This is a genomic window from Pseudomonas cavernae (genome assembly GCF_003595175.1).
Taxonomy (GTDB): domain Bacteria; phylum Pseudomonadota; class Gammaproteobacteria; order Pseudomonadales; family Pseudomonadaceae; genus Aquipseudomonas; species Aquipseudomonas cavernae.
In genome coordinates this window covers 1,628,674-1,644,300 of sequence record NZ_CP032419.1, presented here as the reverse complement: position 1 = coordinate 1,644,300, position 15,627 = coordinate 1,628,674, and the positions used below count along the sequence as shown (strand labels likewise).

Below are 15,627 nucleotides of genomic sequence, written 5' to 3'. Positions count from 1 at the left end.
ATAACCCGGCGCCCCGCGAGCGGCTCACAGCCAATGGAAATCCTCGGTGCGCGGCGCGTCCTCCATGGCCTTCTTCAATGCCGCCGGCGGCGGCGTGATCTTGCGCGATTCCAGGCTGAACCAGGCGGCATTGGAGGTCACCTTGGCGCACAGCTCGCCCTTCTCATTGACCACGTCGTTGACCATGATGAACTTGGCGCCGTCCTCCGACAGCCCGCCGACCCGCACCTGCACGCTGAACTTCTGCAGCAGGCGCATCTCGCGGCGGTACTGCACGCGGTCCTCGAACACCACCGGCCCCATCTTCACCTCGGCGAACGCCTGCGGGGTGAAGCCGAACTCGGCGAGGAACAGGAAGCGCGCCTGCGAGACGTAGTCCAGATAACGGGAATTCTTGACGTGGCCGTTGGAGTCCAGATCGGCCCAGGCCACTTGAAAGTCGTAGGCGAGCATGGCGGCCTTCCTCGAGAGGGGGGAATCTTAAGCCTAGATCCAGGGCACGCCAGCAACGGAAATCCCCGGTGAAGATTTTTCTGCCGCGTCGAGCGGGAGCTTTGGTTACCTTGGCCACCCGAACGCAGGAAGGGACAGGCATGGACTCGATCACCCAGATGGCGCTCGGCGCCACGCTCCAGGGCGCCCTGCTCGGCCGCTGGCAGGGGCGCAAGGCGCTGCTCTACGGCGCGCTGCTCGGCACCCAGCCGGACCTCGACGTGGTGATCGACTATGGCGACGCGGTGGCCTGGATGACCCATCACCGCGGCTTCAGCCATTCGCTGCTGGTGCTCAGCGGCCTGGCCCTGCTGCTCACCTGGCTGGTTCGGCGCCTGCACCCCGATGCGGGCTATTCCACGCAAAGGCTGCTGCTGACCCTGTGGCTGGTGCTGGCCACCCATCCGCTGCTGGATTGCTTCACCAGCTACGGCACCCAGCTGTTCTGGCCGCTGCGTACGCCGCCGCTGGCCTGGTCGACGATCTTCATCATCGACCCGCTGTATACCCTGCCGCTGCTGGTGGCAGTGGGCGCCGGGCTGGTCGGTGGGCTGCGGGGCAAGCGCAGGCGGCTGCCAGTCGTGGCGCTGGCCCTGTCCAGCCTGTACCTGGCCTTCACCGTGGCCGGCAAGTGGATGGCCGAGCAGCGCGTCGAGCAGGTGCTGGCGCGCGAGCAGATCCGGCCGCAGGCGCTGTTCAGCGCGCCGACGCCGTTCAACAGCCTGCTCTGGCGGGTGGTGATACTGGAAGGTGACTATTACTACGAGGCGCTGGTGAGTTGGTTCGACCGCGCGCCGCCACGGCTTGAGCGCATTCCGCGCGGCAGCGAACTGGCCAAGGTGCTGGTGGACTCACCGCAGCACCGGCGGCTCGCCTGGTTCACCCACGGCATCCTGCGTTACGACCGCATCGGCGAGCAGCTGGTGATCACCGACCTGCGTCTGGGCATGACCGGCTTCCATCCATTCCGCTTCGTGATGGCCGAACGACGCGGGGGCGAGTGGCGCCTGCCGCCGCGGGTCGAGCGCTGGCCGAGCGAGCGTGGCGATCTGGAGCATCTGCGCCAGCTCTGGCTGCGGATCTGGGATCAGCGCCAGCCGGTGCCGCTGGCGCAGTGGGCGCAAGAGCTAAGCCGCTAGGGTCTGTTGCCGTTTCGCTCCGTCGCGGCCGGAGCGAAACGGCAACAGACCCTAACCGGATTGCTCCTTCCGCGAGCCTCGGGGGTTAGAAGAACACGTCCGCCGGCACGTTGAAGCGGGCGGTCAGTGCGCGGATGTGGCGCACGTTGAGCTGGCGCTTTCCTGCCAGGATCTCCGATACAACCGATTGCGGGCCGATCTCGGGCAGGTCTTCCTGGCGCAGGCCGTGTTCCTGCATGAGGAAGCGCAGTACTTCATGCCCTGGTGCGTCCGGGATGGGGAAGTGTTCGCTGTCGTAGGCGCCGATCAGGTCGCCCATCTGTGCGGCCAGAGCTGCCAGCGGGTGGCCTTCGGCGCCGCCGATCTCGTCGAGCAGTTCGTCGAGGACCGTAACCAGCGTGTCGTAGTCCGTTTCGGTCTGTGCCGGTGTGAGCAGGGGCGCCACATAGCGCCAGTGCTCCGCCGCTTGCTTCAGGATTGCGTTCATCTGTCACCTCACTTCCATTGGTTGCGGTCGTACTCTTTGTGATCGAGCACGGCGCGAATGAAGACCTTCTTGAACTGGTAGTCCACCACTGCGATCAGGCGCAGCTTGTTGCCGCCGATGTCGAACACATGCTTGTCGCCGACCTTGTCGATGCTGGGGAATAGCTGCTTCATGGCGGCGAAGTCGCTCGGGCCTGTGCGTCGGATCAGGCGATACCAGGCCTCCGGTGCATTGGCCGAGTGTGGCCATTTCTGCTGGGCTTCCCGGATGCGTTTCTGAGTAATGACGCGCATTGTGAGCCTGTTATCGCAACTTGCTATGAAGCCAAGGTGTCGCGATGCCGTCAGTATTACAAGTTGCGATATTTTCTCAGAGCCTGTTTACGATCTCGCGAGCTAGAGTCAAACAAGGCGAAAACGGCTGAGGAAGCGGAGTTTACGAGTTGTAAATGAGCATTCCGAAGCCGTTTTCAACGCAGTTTGGCCGACGCGCAGCAGATCGTAGACAGGCTCTCAGGCATTCGTCGTGGCCGTCTGGTCGCCGGCACCCTCGACTTGCCGAGCCAGCCCGCCGGCCATACGATTCGACTGTTCCTCAGGCGGAGGAGTCATCGTGAAGCCGGTGGCGCTCCTGACGCGCATCCTGGCGCCTGCCATCGCCCTGGCGCTGGCATCCGCCGGCCTACATGCCGACGACCCGTTCGCGCCGTTGCGCGACGCCATGGTGCGGGAGATCGCCGACATGTCGTCGGTCACCCGCGACGAAACCGGCAGGGCCGAGTTCGCCGCGCCGGTAATGGCCGCGATGGCCAGGGTGCCGCGCCACAGGTTCGTCCCGCCCGACGAGGAGTCCTACGCCTACGAGAACCGGCCGCTGCCGATCGGCTACGGCCAGACCATTTCCCAGCCCTACATCGTCGCCCTGATGACCGACCTGGCGCAGGTCGGGCCCGGCGACGTGGTGCTAGAGATCGGCACCGGCTCGGGTTACCAGGCGGCGATCCTCGCCGAGCTGGCGCAGGCGGTCTACACGATGGAGATCATCGAGCCGCTGGCAGTGCAGGCCGGGGAGCGCCTGGGCCGGCTGGGATATGCGAAGGTGCAGGCCCGGCTGGGCGACGGCTACCACGGCTGGCCCGAGCACGGGCCTTACGACGCCATCCTCGTCACCGCCGCCGCCAGCCATGTGCCGCCGCCACTGATCGCCCAGCTCAAGGCCGGCGGGCGGATGGTGATCCCGGTCGGCGCGCCGTTCATGATCCAGTACCTGCTGCTGATCGAGAAGGCCGGCGATGGCAGCCTGTCCACCCGGCAGGTGCTGCCTGTGCGCTTCGTGCCGCTGGTCGGAGGCGGTTGAGCATGCATTCGCCGCCGTTGCTCGCCCTGGCGCTGCTGTCGGCCTCCGCGCTCGGCTATGAGGTGCTGCTGCTGCGGCTGCTTTCGATCATCCAGTGGCACCATTTCGCCTACATGATGATCAGCGTCGCGCTGCTCGGCTACGGCGCGGCCGGCACCGCCGTGGCGCTGGCGCGGCCTGTGCTGGCGCCGCGCTTCCACGGCGTGTTCATCGGCGGCGCGGTGCTGTTCGGGCTGAGCGCGATCGCCTGCTTCAGCCTGGCCCAGCAGGTTCCGTTCAATCCGCTGGAGATCGTCTGGGATGCGCGACAACCGCTGCGCCTGCTGTGGATCTACCTGCTGCTGTTCGTGCCGTTCTTCTGCGCGGCGCTGTGCATCTGCCTGACCTTCACCTGCTTTCAGGAACAGATTCACCGGATATACGCCTTCGACATTCTCGGCGCCGGCGTGGGCAGCCTGGCGATCGTCGCCGCGCTGTTCGCCCTGACGCCCGTCGATGCGCTGCGGCTGCTGGGCGGCAGCGGCATCGCCGCCGGTGCGCTGGCCGGCATGGCTTGCGCGGGGCGCAGGCGCTGGCTCGTACCGTTGCTGCTGGCGCTGGCGGTCGCGCTGCCGGCCGGCGTGCCCGGGCGCTGGATCGCCCTGGCGCCCTCCGAGTACAAGGAACTGAGCCAGACGCTGCGCATCAAGGACGCGCGCGCGATCGCCCAGACTTGGAGTCCGCTGGGCCTGCTCACGGTCGTCGACAGCCCGACCATCCCCCTGCGCCACGCGCCGGGCCTGAGCCTCAACGCGACGCAGGAACTGCCCGCGCAACTGGCCATCTTCACCGACGGCGACGGCCTTTCCGTGCTGAACCGCCATGACGGGCGCCGCGAGCCGCTCGCCTACCTGGACTACCTGACCTCGGCCCTGCCCTATCACCTGCTGCGGCAACCCCGCGTGCTGGTGCTGGGCAGCGGCGCCGGCGCCGATGTGCTGCAGGCGATCTACCACGGCGCCAGCGCGGTGGATGCCATCGAACTGAACCCGCAGGTGATCGATCTGGTCCAGCGCCGCTTCGCCGACTTCTCCGGCAAACCGTACAGCGCGCCCAACGTCCGTGTGCTGATCGGCGAGGCGCGCGGCCTGGTGGCTTCGCGCAGCGAGCCTTACGACCTGATCCAGATCGCCCTGCTGGATTCCTTCGGCACCGCCTCGGGCGGCCTGCACGCGCTGTCCGAGAACTACCTGTACACGGTGGATGCCTTCGCCGAGTACCTGCGCCATCTCGCGCCCGGCGGCCTGCTCGCCATCACCCGCTGGGTCACCCTGCCGCCGCGCGACATTCCCCGGCTGCTCGCCACCGCGGCCGAGGCCATCGAGCGCGACGGGCAGGCCAGCGCGGCGCGCCGCATCGTCATGATCCGCGGCTGGAAGACCGCGACGCTGCTGGTCAGCAACAGGGACTTCAGCGCCGCCGGCATCGCCGCGCTGCGGGCGTTCTGCCGGGCGCGCTCCTTCGATCTGGCCTACTACCCCGGGATGACCGTGGCCGAGGCGAACCGCTACAACCTGCTCGATCGGCCCTGGTTCTTCGACGCGGCGCAGGCCCTGCTATCCGGCGAGCGCGCGGAGTTCCTGGCGCGCTACAAGTTCGATGTGCGCCCCACCACGGATGACCGGCCGTATTTCTTCCACTTCTTCAAGTGGCGCTCGCTGCCGGAACTGCTGGCGCTGAAGGCGCAGGGCAGCCTGTCGATGCTGGAGTGGGGCTATCCGGTGCTGATCGCCACGCTGCTGCAGTCCGGCGTGGCCGCCGTGCTGCTGATCCTGGCGCCGCTGTGGGTGGCGCGGCGGCGCCAGCGGCGCTCTCGAAATGCGGCTTTGGCCAGGTTCGAACTGCGAGTCGTGGCCTACTTCGCCGCCATCGGCGTCGCCTTCATGTTCGTGGAAATCGCCTTCATCCAGAAGTTCACCCTGTTCCTCAGCCACCCGCTGTATTCGGTGGCGGTAACGCTCGGCGCGTTCCTGATCTTCGCCGGCCTCGGCAGCCGGTATTCCGGCCGGCGGCGGGCGGACATTGGTACTGGTGTGGGGCCCGCTCATCCGCTGGTGCGGCCGGTCCTGGCGATCTGCGCGATCGCCCTGCTCTACCTGATCGCCCTGCCCCCGTTGTTCCAGCTGCTGGCGCCGGTGCCGACCCTCGCCAGGTTCGGCATCTGCGCCGCGCTGGTCGCGCCGCTGGCGTTCGCCATGGGCATGCCGTTTCCGCTCGGACTCGGGCGCGTCTCCGCGCGCGCCGAAGCACTGGTGCCGATCGCCTGGGGCGTCAACGCCAGCGTATCGGTGGTGGCGGCCGTGCTGGCGACCCTGCTGGCGATCCACCTGGGATTCACTGTGGTGTTGCTGCTGGCGTTGCTGCTGTATCTCGCGGCGGCGGTCGCGTTTCCCTGATCGCGGCGGTTCGGGGCGAAACGTCAACAGACCCAGGTGAAACGAATGATCTGGTGGAATGCCGCTTGCCGCAGTTCATCGCGTCGCTGTCCGCCTCGATGTCGAGGCGAAAGCCAAAGTGCGTGATGCCGCCACGGCGACCGGCGTGGTCGGGTTGCCGCTCGAACGCCAACACATCGAAGGGACCCGGCCCCTGAACCTGGATTTGCTCGGCGTCGCGGTAGTACTCACGAACACCGAATACTTGGGCGTAGAAATCGGCAGACTTCTGCGGGTCATGCACCGCGAGGCTGATATGCGTAAGACCCTGAGTTTCTACCATGGGCGCCTCCGCCGAGGTGTCTTTGGGGCCTGACTCGTCGGACAACCCTGGGATAGATGCGCACAGCGACATCCGCCCTGCACGGCTGATCCGCGGCCCCTGAGAACCTGTTTCGGATCTGCTGCGCGTCGGCGATACAGCGTTAAAAACAGCCTCAGAATGCTCATTTACAACTCGTAAACTGCGCTTCTTCGGCTGTTTTTGCCTTGTCTCGCTCTAGCTCGCGAGATCCGAAACAGGTTCTGAGGCGCCCCTGCGCGCGCAGAGGCGCGATCTCACTCCGCCGCCGAAGGGTTGACCGAGCGACTCCTGCCCCTGGCCAGACGCAGGCGATAGCAGACCCAGATGAACGCCAGCCAGAACGGAATGGCATAGACCGAGACGCGGATGCCCGGAATCAGCAGCATCACGCCGAGGATCAGCGCCACCCAGGCCAGGCACAGGTAGTTGCTGAACGGGTACCAGAAGGCCTTGAACGACGGCTCGACGCCCTTGGCTTGCATGGCCTTGCGGAACTTCAGGTGGGCCAGGCTGATCATCGCCCAGTTGATCACCAGCGCCGACACCACCAGCGCCATCAGCAGCTCCAGCGCCTCCTGCGGGGCCACGTAGTTGACCACCACGCACAGCAGGGTGAACAGCGCCGACACGCCGATGGCCAGCACCGGCACGTCGCGCTTGTTCAGCTTCATCATCGCCTTCGGCGCATCGCCCTGCTCGGCCAAGCCGTAGAGCATGCGGCTGTTGCTGTAGACGCCGCTGTTGTAGACCGACAGCGCGGCGGTGAGGACCACGAAGTTGAGGATGTGCGCCGCGGTGTCACTGCCGATCAGCGAGAAGATCTGCACGAACGGGCTGCCGCTGTAGGGGTCGCCGGAGGCATCGATGGTCGCCAGCAACTGGTCCCAGGGATACAGCGAGAGCAGCACGGCCAGGGCACCGACATAGAAGATCAGGATGCGGTAGACCACCTGGTTGATGGCCTTGGGGATCACCTTCTTCGGTTCGCTGGCCTCGGCGGCGGTGATGCCGACCAGCTCCAGGCCGCCGAAGGAGAACATGATGAAGGCCATGGCCATCAGCAGGCCGCTGACGCCGTTGGGGAAGAAGCCGCCGTGGTTCCACAGGTTGCTGACCGAGGCCTGCGGTCCGCCGGTGCCGCTGGCCAGCAGGTAGCAGCCGAGCACTATCATGCCGATGATCGCCACCACCTTGATGATCGCAAACCAGAACTCGGTCTCGCCGAACACCTTGACGTTGGTCAGGTTGATCGCGTTGACCAGCACGAAGAACACCGCCGCACTGACCCAGGTGGGGATCTCCGGCCACCAGAACTGCACGTACTTGCCCACCGCCGTCAGTTCGGCCATGCCGACCAGCACGTAGAGCACCCAGTAGTTCCAGCCGGAGAGAAAGCCCGCGTAGCCGCCCCAGTACTGGTGGGCGAAGTGGCTGAAGGAGCCGGCCACCGGCTCCTCGACGATCATCTCGCCGAGCTGGCGCATGATCAGGAAGGCGATGAAGCCGGCGATGGCGTAGCCGAGGATCATCGACGGCCCGGCCGACTTGAGCACCCCCGCCGAGCCGAGGAACAGCCCGGTGCCGATCGCCCCGCCCAAGGCGATCAACTGGATATGGCGATTCTTCAGGCCGCGCTTGAGCTCGCCCTGGTGCAGAATTTCACGCGTCATTACGTCACCTGTCCTTTGTTGTTTTTAGCTGTGACGAGATGGGACCCGCATGCTTATGGCTGCGGAATTCAGGTTGGCCGATCGGCCTGGCCCCTATTCGGCATCGGGCTGTTGCTCGGGCGCCGCGTTGCGGAAGGCGTCCAGGTTTTCACAGCGGGCGACGACGTCGAGGATGCGTGGGTATGGCTTGAGGTCACAGTTAAAACGCCGGGCATTGTACACCTGCGGAATCAGGCAGGCTTCCAGATAGCCCGGGCGCTGGCCGAGGGAAAGACGACCGGGCAGTCGCGCCAGGCCCTGTTCCAGCGCGGCCAGGCCGGTTTCGACCCAGTGCCGGTACCAGGCCTCCTTCGCCGCATCGGCAACGCCCAGCTCGGCGGTCAGGTACTGCAGCACGCGCAGGTTGTTGAGCGGATGGATGTCGCAGGCGATATGCAGCGCCAACGCGCGCACCTGGGCGCGCTGCGCGGGATCGCCCGGCAGCAGCGCCGGCACCGGGAACACCTCGTCGAGGTATTCGAGGATCGCCAGCGACTGGGCGATACGCGCCTCGGCGCCGCCGTTGCCGGTATCCACCAGCAGCGGCACCAGGCCCTGTGGGTTGAGCTTCAGGTACTCGGGCGCATGCTGCTGGCCGCCATCGCGAACCAGGTGCACAGGGACTTGCTTATAGGCCAGGCCCTTGAGGTTGAGGGCGATGCGCACCCGGTAGGCGGCGCTGGAGCGCCAGTAGGAATAGAGCGTCAGCATCGACAGTCTCCCTTGTTTTGCAGACTTGTAGGATGGGTTGAGCTTGCGATACCCATCGGCGAGGTTGATGGGTATCGCAAGCTCAACCCATCCTACGGCTCGCAAAGGACCTCAGCGCCAAACGTAGCCCGGATTGCATCCGAGCTACGACAACGGCAACCCATCCTGCGAACTTGTCGCTTAGGGCTGGTATTTCTCCACAGTCTGGTCGATGGCGCCGAAAATACTCTGGCCCTGGTCGTCGAACATCTCGATGCGCACCCGATCGCCGAACTTGAGGAACGGCGTTGTCGCTTCGCCGCTCTCGACGATTTCCAGCATACGCTTCTCCGCCAGACAGCTGGAGCCGACGAGGCGGTCGTAGTTGGACACCGTGCCCGAACCGATGATGCTGCCGCTGCCCAGCGGCCGGGTCTTGGCGGCGTGGGCCACCAGGGTGGGGAAGTTGAAGGTCATGTCGACCCCGGCATCCGGCTGGCCGAACAGCCGACCGTTGATGTGCGAGACCAGCGGCCGATGCACCTTGCCATCCTTCCAGGCATCGCCCAACTCGTCGGGAGTCAGCGCCACCGGCGAGAAACTCGACGATGGCTTGCTCTGGTAGAAGCCGAAGCCCTTGGCCAGCTCGCTGAGGATCAGGTTGCGCAGCGACACGTCGTTGACCAGCATCAGCAGCTGGATATGCCCGGCGGCCTCGGCCGGCGTCGCGCCCATCGGCACGTCGTCGGTGATGACCGCAATTTCCGCCTCGAGGTCGATGCCCCAGGCCTCATCGGCCATTTCGATCGGCGCATGCGGCGGCATGAAGGTATCCGAACCGCCCTGATACATCAGCGGCTCGTGCCAGAAACTTTCCGGCATCTCCGCCCCACGCGCCTTTCGTACCAACTCGACATGGTTGACATAGGCGCTTCCGTCGGCCCAGTGGAAGGCACGCGGCAGCGGGCTGTGGCAGGCGCTCTGCTCGAAGGCGAAGGCACCCTCCTCCAGGCCATCGTTGAGGCGCTGGTAGACCGCCTCCAGACGCGGACGCGTATTCGCCCAATCGTCCAGCGCGGCTTGCAGAGTGGCGGCGATCTGCGGGACTTTCACCGCGCGACCGAGATCACGAGACACCACGATCAACACGCCGTCACGGCCTTGGTTCAGGGATGCGAGTTTCATCGTTCAACCTTCTTGAGATTCTGTGTTGTTCTCCCCTCTCCCATAAATGAGTGAGGGAGTTGTCCGGCGTGAGCCTGGCGCTACGCCCCCGGCGCCCGCCAGGAATTCACGTACTCGGGCACGTCCACGCCGGCGGCCGCCTCGCCAATCTCCAGGGCATGGCGGGCGTCGATCATCACCGCCACCTCGTCGGCGAAGGTCGCCGGATTCTCCTGGCTCTTCTTCAGCGCCTTCGGATGCGGGCCGTGGGGGAAACCGCAGGGATGCAGGGTGACCATCCCCGCCTCGATGTTGTCGCGGCTGAAGAAGTTGCCGCGGTGATAGAACAGCACTTCGTCGTAGTCGTCGTTGTTGTGGAAGAACGGCACCTTGAGCACGCCGGGGTCGCTCTCCACCGGGCGCGGAGTGAAGGTGCAGACCACGAAGCCGTTGGCGACGAAGGTGGTGTGCGCCGACGGCGGCAGGTGGTAGCGATGGCTCATCAGCGGGCGGATGTCGCGCCAGTTGAGGCGCACCACGGTGTTGTCGCCATGCCAGCCGACCACATCCAGCGGGTTGTAGGGATAGGTCACGGTGCTGATCTGGTTGCGCCGCTTGATCCGCACCTGCCAGGGGTTCTCGTCCTGCTGCGCCTTGAAGGCATCGTCCAGGCGCGGGTGCTCGAGCACCGCCAGATCGAAGATCGCCTGCGGGCCGACCAAACCCTTCTCCGGCAGCATGTAGGCGCCGTCGGTGCTCTCGATCAGCAGCATAAAGGTCGGTTGCACGGGCTCTATTCGCCAGGCGGTGCCGCGCGGAATCATCAGGTAGTCGCCGTCGCGGTATTCCAGATGGCCGAAGTCGCAGTAGAAGTGCCCGGCGCCCTCGTGGACGAATAGCAGCTCGTCGCCGTCGGCGTTGCGCACCAGATGGCGCATGGCGCCGTGGGTCTTCCACACGCGCAGCTTGAGGTCGCCGTTGTGCAACGCCAGCGGCGCCTGCAGCGGGCAGTCGCGCTCGCTGGCGATCCGGTTGAAGTTGAACGCATGCGGGCGCAACGGCCCCTGCCAGTCGACCCAGCCGGTCGGCGGATGCTTGTGGTGCAGGTGCGCGGTCGGGCCGAAGAAGCCCTCGCGGCCCATCTCGCGCTCGTAGGTGCCGGTCGGCAGGTCGCAGTGCGCCTGGCGCGAGCAGTCGCCCTCGCGGATGGGAAAGCTGATCCATTTGCGGCTCATCAGGGAGGCCTCCAAAGCTAACGTAGGGTGGGTTAGGCGCGTAGCAGGGGCCTTCAGTCCTACCCTTCTGCCTTTCGCGCCGTAACCCAGCAGCCAGGTTCAAACTCCGCTCGGTGGGTTACGCGGCGCACGGGTCCTGCGGTTGATTCGAGTCCGCACACTGCGCCGCTAACCCACACTACGGGGTTCCGTCCTTCAGTCCGCCTTCAGCACGCCGCGACGAATCTGGTCTTCCTCGATCGACTCGAACAGCGCCTTGAAGTTGCCCTCGCCGAAGCCCTGGTTGCCCTTGCGCTGGATGATCTCGAAGAAGATCGGGCCGATCACCGTGTTGGTGAAGATCTGCAGGAGGATGCCGTCATCCCCCGGCGCGCCGTCGAGCAGGATGCTCAGCTCGCGCAGCGTGGCCGTAGGCTCGCCGTGGCCGGCGACGCGCTGGTCGACCTTTTCATAATAGGTGTCCGGCGTGTGCATGAAGTCCACGCCATTGGCGCGCAGCTTGCGTACCGTCTCGTAGATGTCGTCGCTGGCCAGGGCGATGTGCTGGATGCCCTCGCCGTGATACTCACGGATGAACTCCTCGATCTGCGAATGCTCGTCTGCCGACTCGTTGATCGGGATGCGGATCTTGCCGCACGGTGCGGTCATCGCCCGGGAGACCAGGCCGGTGAGCTTGCCCTCGATGTCGAAGTAACGAATCTCGCGGAAGTTGGCGATGCGCTGGTAGAAGCCGGCCCAGGTGTCCATCTGCCCGCGCTTGACGTTGTGGGTCAGGTGGTCGATTTCGCGCAGACCGACGGCGTTGTCATTGGCGCTGCGGCCCGGGATGAACTCGAAGTCGACGTCGTAGATGGATTTGTCGCCGTAGCGGTCAACCAGGTACAGCAGCGAGCCGCCGATACCCTCGACACAGGGAATGTTCAGCTCGCCGAAGTTGGCATGGCTGCCGACCAGCGTGGCGCCCTGGGACTCGACATAGGCGGCGGCCTGCGCCGCATTCTTCACCCGGAAGGCCATGGCGCAGGCACTCGGCCCATGTTTAAGGCCGAATTCGCGCACATGCCCGGTCGGGCTGCCGTTGAGGACGAAGTTGATGTCGTTCTGCTGGAACAGGAAAACTTCCTTGGAACGATGCTTGGCGGTTTCGGTGAAACCCATGGCGGTGAACAGCTGGCGCAGCTGCTCAATGCCTTCTGGCGTCGGCGCGGTGTATTCGACGAACTCGAAGCCGTCGGTACCGATAGGATTGTGTTGCTCGATCTTGACCACGGCGTTCATCCAACCTCCTGGTTGTTGTTATCGGCTCGTCGCCAGCATCAGCGGCGACGTGGATAACTTCATAACAACCGAGGTTCAGGCCGCCCTCAAGCCGCCCGCAGGGCGCCAAATAGGCGCACAACCCCACTTCCGGCAAGTATTCCTTACACCACTCTCAGCACTACCGTTTGTCCATCTCGCCGCCAAGTCTCCGTAACGAATTTATTACAGAGTGGTGCGCTCAGATGCCGCCGCATATTCGGCACCCTTGTCTAAAGCTATCCCCTAGTTGCGTGTTATATGGCCTCGCATAGGGAGGGTTAGCCGAAGGCGTAACCCACCGACCGGCCGCCAGGCCGGCAATGGAAACTGCCGGCATCACCTCCCGGCTCACGTCTTGTCGGCGATCTGTGCACGGAGGCGCGCTTCCTGCTCGCGCAGTTCGGGGGTGAACTCGGCGCCGAAATCTTCGGCCTCGAACACCTGGCGGATCTCGATCTCGGACTCGCCGGGCATCGGATTGGGACAGCGCTTGACCCAGTCGATGCACTCCTCCAGCGAAGCCACCTGGAAGATCCAGAAGCCGGCAATCAGCTCCTTGGTTTCGATAAAGGGCCCGTCGGTCACGCTGCGCTGGCTGCCGGAGAAGCGCACCCGGGCGCCCTTCGCGCTGGGGTGCAGACCCTCGCCAGCAAGCATCACACCCGCGGCAGCCAGTTCCTCGTTATAGCGGCCCATCGCCGCCAGCAGCTCCTCGCTGGGCATCACGCCGGCCTCGGAATCCTGGGTGGCCTTGACTATCACCATAAAACGCATCGTCGTTTCTCCTTATAGGGTCAGGGGGCCGCATGCCGGGTGCGCCATGCGGCTAGCTGCGAACCGAAAGTGTGGTTCTGAACAGTAGTCGAACGGCCGGCGAGGAAATCGACAGACGCCCGAATCTTCATCTCGCTGGGCATCGGCGGACGGCCACTGGCTAGCCGACCGGCATGCCTAAAGTTCAGGCAATCGGCGCCGACAGACGTCATTCATCCCCTGCAAGTTGCGCATGCCCTGCGCATTGGCAATGATGGCCCGGGGCCAGAAATGGCGCCCTCGCGCCAACAGGCTCCACGCAGACAGGTGGGCAATCGCCATGAGTCGCCAAGAAAAGCTGTATGACGAACTGGTCGCGCTCATTTACCAGTGTGTGCTGGACGAATCCGCCTGGCAGCCCCTGCTGGAGCGCCTGATGCCCGCTACCGGACATCAGCAGGGCACCTTATTGTTCTGGGACCAGCACCAGATGGGCCCCCAGCTGACCGGCGTCAATCTGCTCGACCCAGCCAGCATCGAGTCCTACAACAACTATTACTGCAACCTCGATCCCGGCCGCGACTTCACCGCAGACAGCCCAGTTGGCTACTGGTACCACGACATCCGCGACCTGGGGCTGGAGCGGATGAGCAGGGACCCCTACTACCAGGAGCTGTACCGTCCCTTCAACCTGCACAGCACGTCGTGCCTCAAACTCCACGAGCGGGGCCAGGTGGGCATCTACCTGAGTCTACTGACTCAGCGGGACGCCAGGTTGACCAGCGCCAAACAGCGCGAACTCCTGCAACGCCTGACTCCCCATTTGGTCCTCGCCGGCCAGATGGCCAGTCAAATCAACGCTCTGGTGCTGGAGCGGCAACACCGCGACCTGCTGCTCGACCAGCAGCGCACCCCGCTGTGGCTGGTCAACGAGAGTGGCCGGGTGTTCTACCACAACAGTGCGGCGGAGCGGCGCCTCGGCCAGTTCGGCTGCCCGCTGCAAGTCAAGCATGGCCTGCTGAAGGCGAAAACGCGTGAGCCTCAGTTGAAGCTGCTGATCCGCCGTGCGACTGAGCACCAAGGGCCGGCCCGCGCGGGCTGGCTGCAACTGCCGGACAGCGGCGGCAGCGAACTGCTGATCACCCCGGTGCCGGCCCATGCGGCGTTCGCGCCGGTGCAGGTGAAACCGCTGGCGCTGGTCGCCCTGCTGCACAACGAACCGCGCGGCCAACTGCTGGCGGAAATCTTCCAGCTCACCCCGGCCGAACGCCGCCTGGCCGAACTGCTGGCCCAGGGTCTCAGCCCGGAGCACTGCGCCGCCAAGCTGGGGGTGAGCATCAACACCGTGCGCAGCCAGCTGCGCGCGCTGTTCCGCAAGACTGAGACCGAGCGGCAGACGGAACTGGTGAATCTGTTCCTGCGCATCAATCACGGCTGAGCCGACGGCGTTCGGCGCTACAGCCTGCCCAGCTGAAGCCGCCATTTCACAGGCGTCTGCGCCACTGGCAGCTGTCCTTGAGCCTCCCTCAACCTTTGCTGGCGGCCACGCAAGCCGCACGGCAGAGCGCGGCGGTCAACGCGTCCGGCTGTCGCCTTAAGCAAAATATCCGCCGGCTTTCATTCATCTGAATGATGGCAGACCGATCTCGAAGCACTAGCTTGTCGGGTAAAGCACCCACCCTTTCGGGCCACCCCGCGCAGTTAGCAAAGGTGTAGAGACGTGGACGAGATCATGCAGCCGAAATCATCCCCCCACCCTCAGCTCCCGCCAGACAATGTCGTGCCCTTCCCTCAACGACAGCTGCAGGCTACGCCGCAACGCCTGGGCAATGCCGTGCTGCTCGACTATCTGTACGGCATCGACAACGGCGCACTGGACGATGCGCCGGATGGGCGCCGGCAGCAGCTGTTCGACTACGCCACCAACTCGCCTGCCGCGCGCGCCCTGCGCTGCCGGCGGCGGATGATCGCCAGAGCCATCGACGACACCTGCCTGCGCCGCGGCGCAGAGGCGCGAATTCTGTGCATCGGTGGCGGCCACTTCCGCGAGGCGGAGCTCTCGCGGGCGGTTCGGCATGGCCAGTTCGGCGAAATCCTGGTGTTCGACCCGGACAAGGAGTGCCTGCGAGTCGTGGATGCGGCCTACGGCCCGCGCGGCGTGCGGACCTGCCATGGCAGCCTGGGGCAGTTGTTGAGCGGCCAACTGCAACTGAGCCGATATGACCTGGTGTACTCCGCGGGCCTCTGCGACCATCTCGAGGATCGCACCGGCGTGCAACTGGCCATGCGGCTGTTCCATGCGCTCAAGCCCGGCGGCAAGCTGTTGCTCGGCAACTTCCGCACCCGCATCGCCGGCATCGGCTATCTCGAGGGGCTGCTGGACTGGCGGCCGCACTATCGCCGCGACGCGCAGCTATTCGCTCTGCTGCTGGGCATCGACTACAACGACATCGCCAGCGCTCGGGTCATCCACGACATCGGCCGGCGCATCGCCTTTCTGGAAGCGGTGCGCTACGGCTGAGCAC

15 protein-coding genes are annotated in these 15,627 nt (G+C 65.3%); 5 read left to right on the top strand and 10 right to left on the bottom strand.

What is annotated here, in order from left to right:
• Nucleotides 1-24: 24 nt before the first annotated feature.
• On the bottom strand, nucleotides 25-453 hold the full coding sequence (locus D3880_RS07660; protein WP_119892884.1) for an acyl-CoA thioesterase: 429 nt from the start codon (nucleotides 451-453) through the stop codon (nucleotides 25-27).
• A 140-nt stretch (nucleotides 454-593) separates the two neighbouring features.
• Here D3880_RS07660 and D3880_RS07655 point away from each other — a divergent pair, with 140 nt between their 5' ends.
• On the top strand, nucleotides 594-1,631 hold the full coding sequence (locus D3880_RS07655) for a metal-dependent hydrolase (RefSeq protein ID WP_119892883.1): 1,038 nt from the start codon (nucleotides 594-596) through the stop codon (nucleotides 1,629-1,631).
• Between the two features lie 85 nt (nucleotides 1,632-1,716).
• Here the strand turns inward: D3880_RS07655 and D3880_RS07650 are convergent, their stop codons facing one another.
• Nucleotides 1,717-2,118 carry a helix-turn-helix domain-containing protein gene (locus D3880_RS07650; RefSeq protein ID WP_119892882.1) on the bottom strand — a complete coding sequence of 134 codons (402 nt, stop codon included), beginning with the start codon at nucleotides 2,116-2,118 and terminating at the stop codon, nucleotides 1,717-1,719.
• Nucleotides 2,119-2,126: 8 nt separating this feature from the next.
• On the bottom strand, nucleotides 2,127-2,411 hold the full coding sequence (locus tag D3880_RS07645; RefSeq protein WP_119892881.1) for a type II toxin-antitoxin system HigB family toxin: 285 nt from the start codon (nucleotides 2,409-2,411) through the stop codon (nucleotides 2,127-2,129).
• A gap of 319 nt (nucleotides 2,412-2,730) precedes the next feature.
• On the opposite strand from D3880_RS07645, the gene D3880_RS07640 reads away from it, so the two are divergent.
• Together D3880_RS07640 and D3880_RS07635 are read left to right on the top strand one after the other, a co-directional pair.
• Nucleotides 2,731-3,474, top strand: a complete 744-nt coding sequence (locus D3880_RS07640; protein ID WP_119892880.1) for a protein-L-isoaspartate(D-aspartate) O-methyltransferase — start codon at nucleotides 2,731-2,733, stop codon at nucleotides 3,472-3,474.
• Between the two features lie 2 nt (nucleotides 3,475-3,476).
• Nucleotides 3,477-5,909, top strand: coding sequence for a spermine/spermidine synthase domain-containing protein (locus D3880_RS07635; protein ID WP_119892879.1), 2,433 nt, complete (start codon nucleotides 3,477-3,479; stop codon nucleotides 5,907-5,909).
• Here the strand turns inward: D3880_RS07635 and D3880_RS23325 are convergent.
• The 7 genes from D3880_RS23325 to D3880_RS07600 all read right to left on the bottom strand — a co-directional run bounded on the left by D3880_RS23325 (nucleotide 5,848) and on the right by D3880_RS07600 (nucleotide 13,123).
• On the bottom strand, nucleotides 5,848-6,231 hold the full coding sequence (locus tag D3880_RS23325; protein ID WP_162934956.1) for a VOC family protein: 384 nt from the start codon (nucleotides 6,229-6,231) through the stop codon (nucleotides 5,848-5,850). The genes D3880_RS07635 and D3880_RS23325 overlap by 62 nt on opposite strands.
• Nucleotides 6,232-6,506: 275 nt before the next feature.
• A complete protein-coding gene (locus tag D3880_RS07625) occupies nucleotides 6,507-7,922 on the bottom strand; it encodes an amino acid permease (protein WP_119892877.1) in 1,416 nt (471 codons plus the stop codon).
• Between the two features lie 93 nt (nucleotides 7,923-8,015).
• Nucleotides 8,016-8,672, bottom strand: a complete 657-nt coding sequence (gene maiA, locus D3880_RS07620; RefSeq protein WP_119892876.1) for a maleylacetoacetate isomerase — start codon at nucleotides 8,670-8,672, stop codon at nucleotides 8,016-8,018.
• Nucleotides 8,673-8,852: 180 nt separating this feature from the next.
• Nucleotides 8,853-9,836, bottom strand: a complete 984-nt coding sequence (locus D3880_RS07615; RefSeq protein WP_119892875.1) for a fumarylacetoacetate hydrolase family protein — start codon at nucleotides 9,834-9,836, stop codon at nucleotides 8,853-8,855.
• Between the two features lie 80 nt (nucleotides 9,837-9,916).
• A complete protein-coding gene (locus D3880_RS07610; protein WP_119892874.1) occupies nucleotides 9,917-11,050 on the bottom strand; it encodes a homogentisate 1,2-dioxygenase in 1,134 nt (377 codons plus the stop codon).
• 195 nt (nucleotides 11,051-11,245) lie between these two features.
• Nucleotides 11,246-12,328 carry a 4-hydroxyphenylpyruvate dioxygenase gene (gene hppD / locus D3880_RS07605; protein WP_119892873.1) on the bottom strand — a complete coding sequence of 361 codons (1,083 nt, stop codon included), beginning with the start codon at nucleotides 12,326-12,328 and terminating at the stop codon, nucleotides 11,246-11,248.
• A gap of 369 nt (nucleotides 12,329-12,697) precedes the next feature.
• Nucleotides 12,698-13,123 carry a YciI family protein gene (locus tag D3880_RS07600; protein WP_119892872.1) on the bottom strand — a complete coding sequence of 142 codons (426 nt, stop codon included), beginning with the start codon at nucleotides 13,121-13,123 and terminating at the stop codon, nucleotides 12,698-12,700.
• Nucleotides 13,124-13,442: 319 nt separating this feature from the next.
• Here D3880_RS07600 and D3880_RS07595 point away from each other — a divergent pair, with 319 nt between their 5' ends.
• Complete coding sequence (locus tag D3880_RS07595) at nucleotides 13,443-14,540, top strand: helix-turn-helix transcriptional regulator (protein WP_119892871.1); 1,098 nt, start codon at nucleotides 13,443-13,445, stop codon at nucleotides 14,538-14,540.
• Between the two features lie 342 nt (nucleotides 14,541-14,882).
• Nucleotides 14,883-15,623 (top strand): class I SAM-dependent methyltransferase, encoded by a 741-nt coding sequence (locus tag D3880_RS07590; RefSeq protein ID WP_162934955.1) that lies wholly within the window; start codon nucleotides 14,883-14,885, stop codon nucleotides 15,621-15,623.
• Nucleotides 15,624-15,627 lie beyond the last annotated feature (4 nt).

What these genes read in the sequence shown, in the direction of transcription:
- D3880_RS07660 (WP_119892884.1), bottom strand. Translation starts at nt 453, where the DNA reads ATGCTCGCCTACGACTTTCAAGTGGCCTGGGCCGATCTGGACTCCAAC.
- D3880_RS07655 (WP_119892883.1), top strand. Translation starts at nt 594, where the DNA reads ATGGACTCGATCACCCAGATGGCGCTCGGCGCCACGCTCCAGGGCGCC.
- D3880_RS07650 (WP_119892882.1), bottom strand. Translation starts at nt 2,118, where the DNA reads ATGAACGCAATCCTGAAGCAAGCGGCGGAGCACTGGCGCTATGTGGCG.
- D3880_RS07645 (WP_119892881.1), bottom strand. Translation starts at nt 2,411, where the DNA reads ATGCGCGTCATTACTCAGAAACGCATCCGGGAAGCCCAGCAGAAATGG.
- D3880_RS07635 (WP_119892879.1), top strand. Translation starts at nt 3,477, where the DNA reads ATGCATTCGCCGCCGTTGCTCGCCCTGGCGCTGCTGTCGGCCTCCGCG.
- D3880_RS23325 (WP_162934956.1), bottom strand. Translation starts at nt 6,231, where the DNA reads ATGGTAGAAACTCAGGGTCTTACGCATATCAGCCTCGCGGTGCATGAC.
- D3880_RS07625 (WP_119892877.1), bottom strand. Translation starts at nt 7,922, where the DNA reads ATGACGCGTGAAATTCTGCACCAGGGCGAGCTCAAGCGCGGCCTGAAG.
- maiA (WP_119892876.1), bottom strand. Translation starts at nt 8,672, where the DNA reads ATGCTGACGCTCTATTCCTACTGGCGCTCCAGCGCCGCCTACCGGGTG.
- D3880_RS07615 (WP_119892875.1), bottom strand. Translation starts at nt 9,836, where the DNA reads ATGAAACTCGCATCCCTGAACCAAGGCCGTGACGGCGTGTTGATCGTG.
- D3880_RS07610 (WP_119892874.1), bottom strand. Translation starts at nt 11,050, where the DNA reads ATGAGCCGCAAATGGATCAGCTTTCCCATCCGCGAGGGCGACTGCTCG.
- hppD (WP_119892873.1), bottom strand. Translation starts at nt 12,328, where the DNA reads ATGAACGCCGTGGTCAAGATCGAGCAACACAATCCTATCGGTACCGAC.
- D3880_RS07600 (WP_119892872.1), bottom strand. Translation starts at nt 13,123, where the DNA reads ATGCGTTTTATGGTGATAGTCAAGGCCACCCAGGATTCCGAGGCCGGC.
- D3880_RS07595 (WP_119892871.1), top strand. Translation starts at nt 13,443, where the DNA reads ATGAGTCGCCAAGAAAAGCTGTATGACGAACTGGTCGCGCTCATTTAC.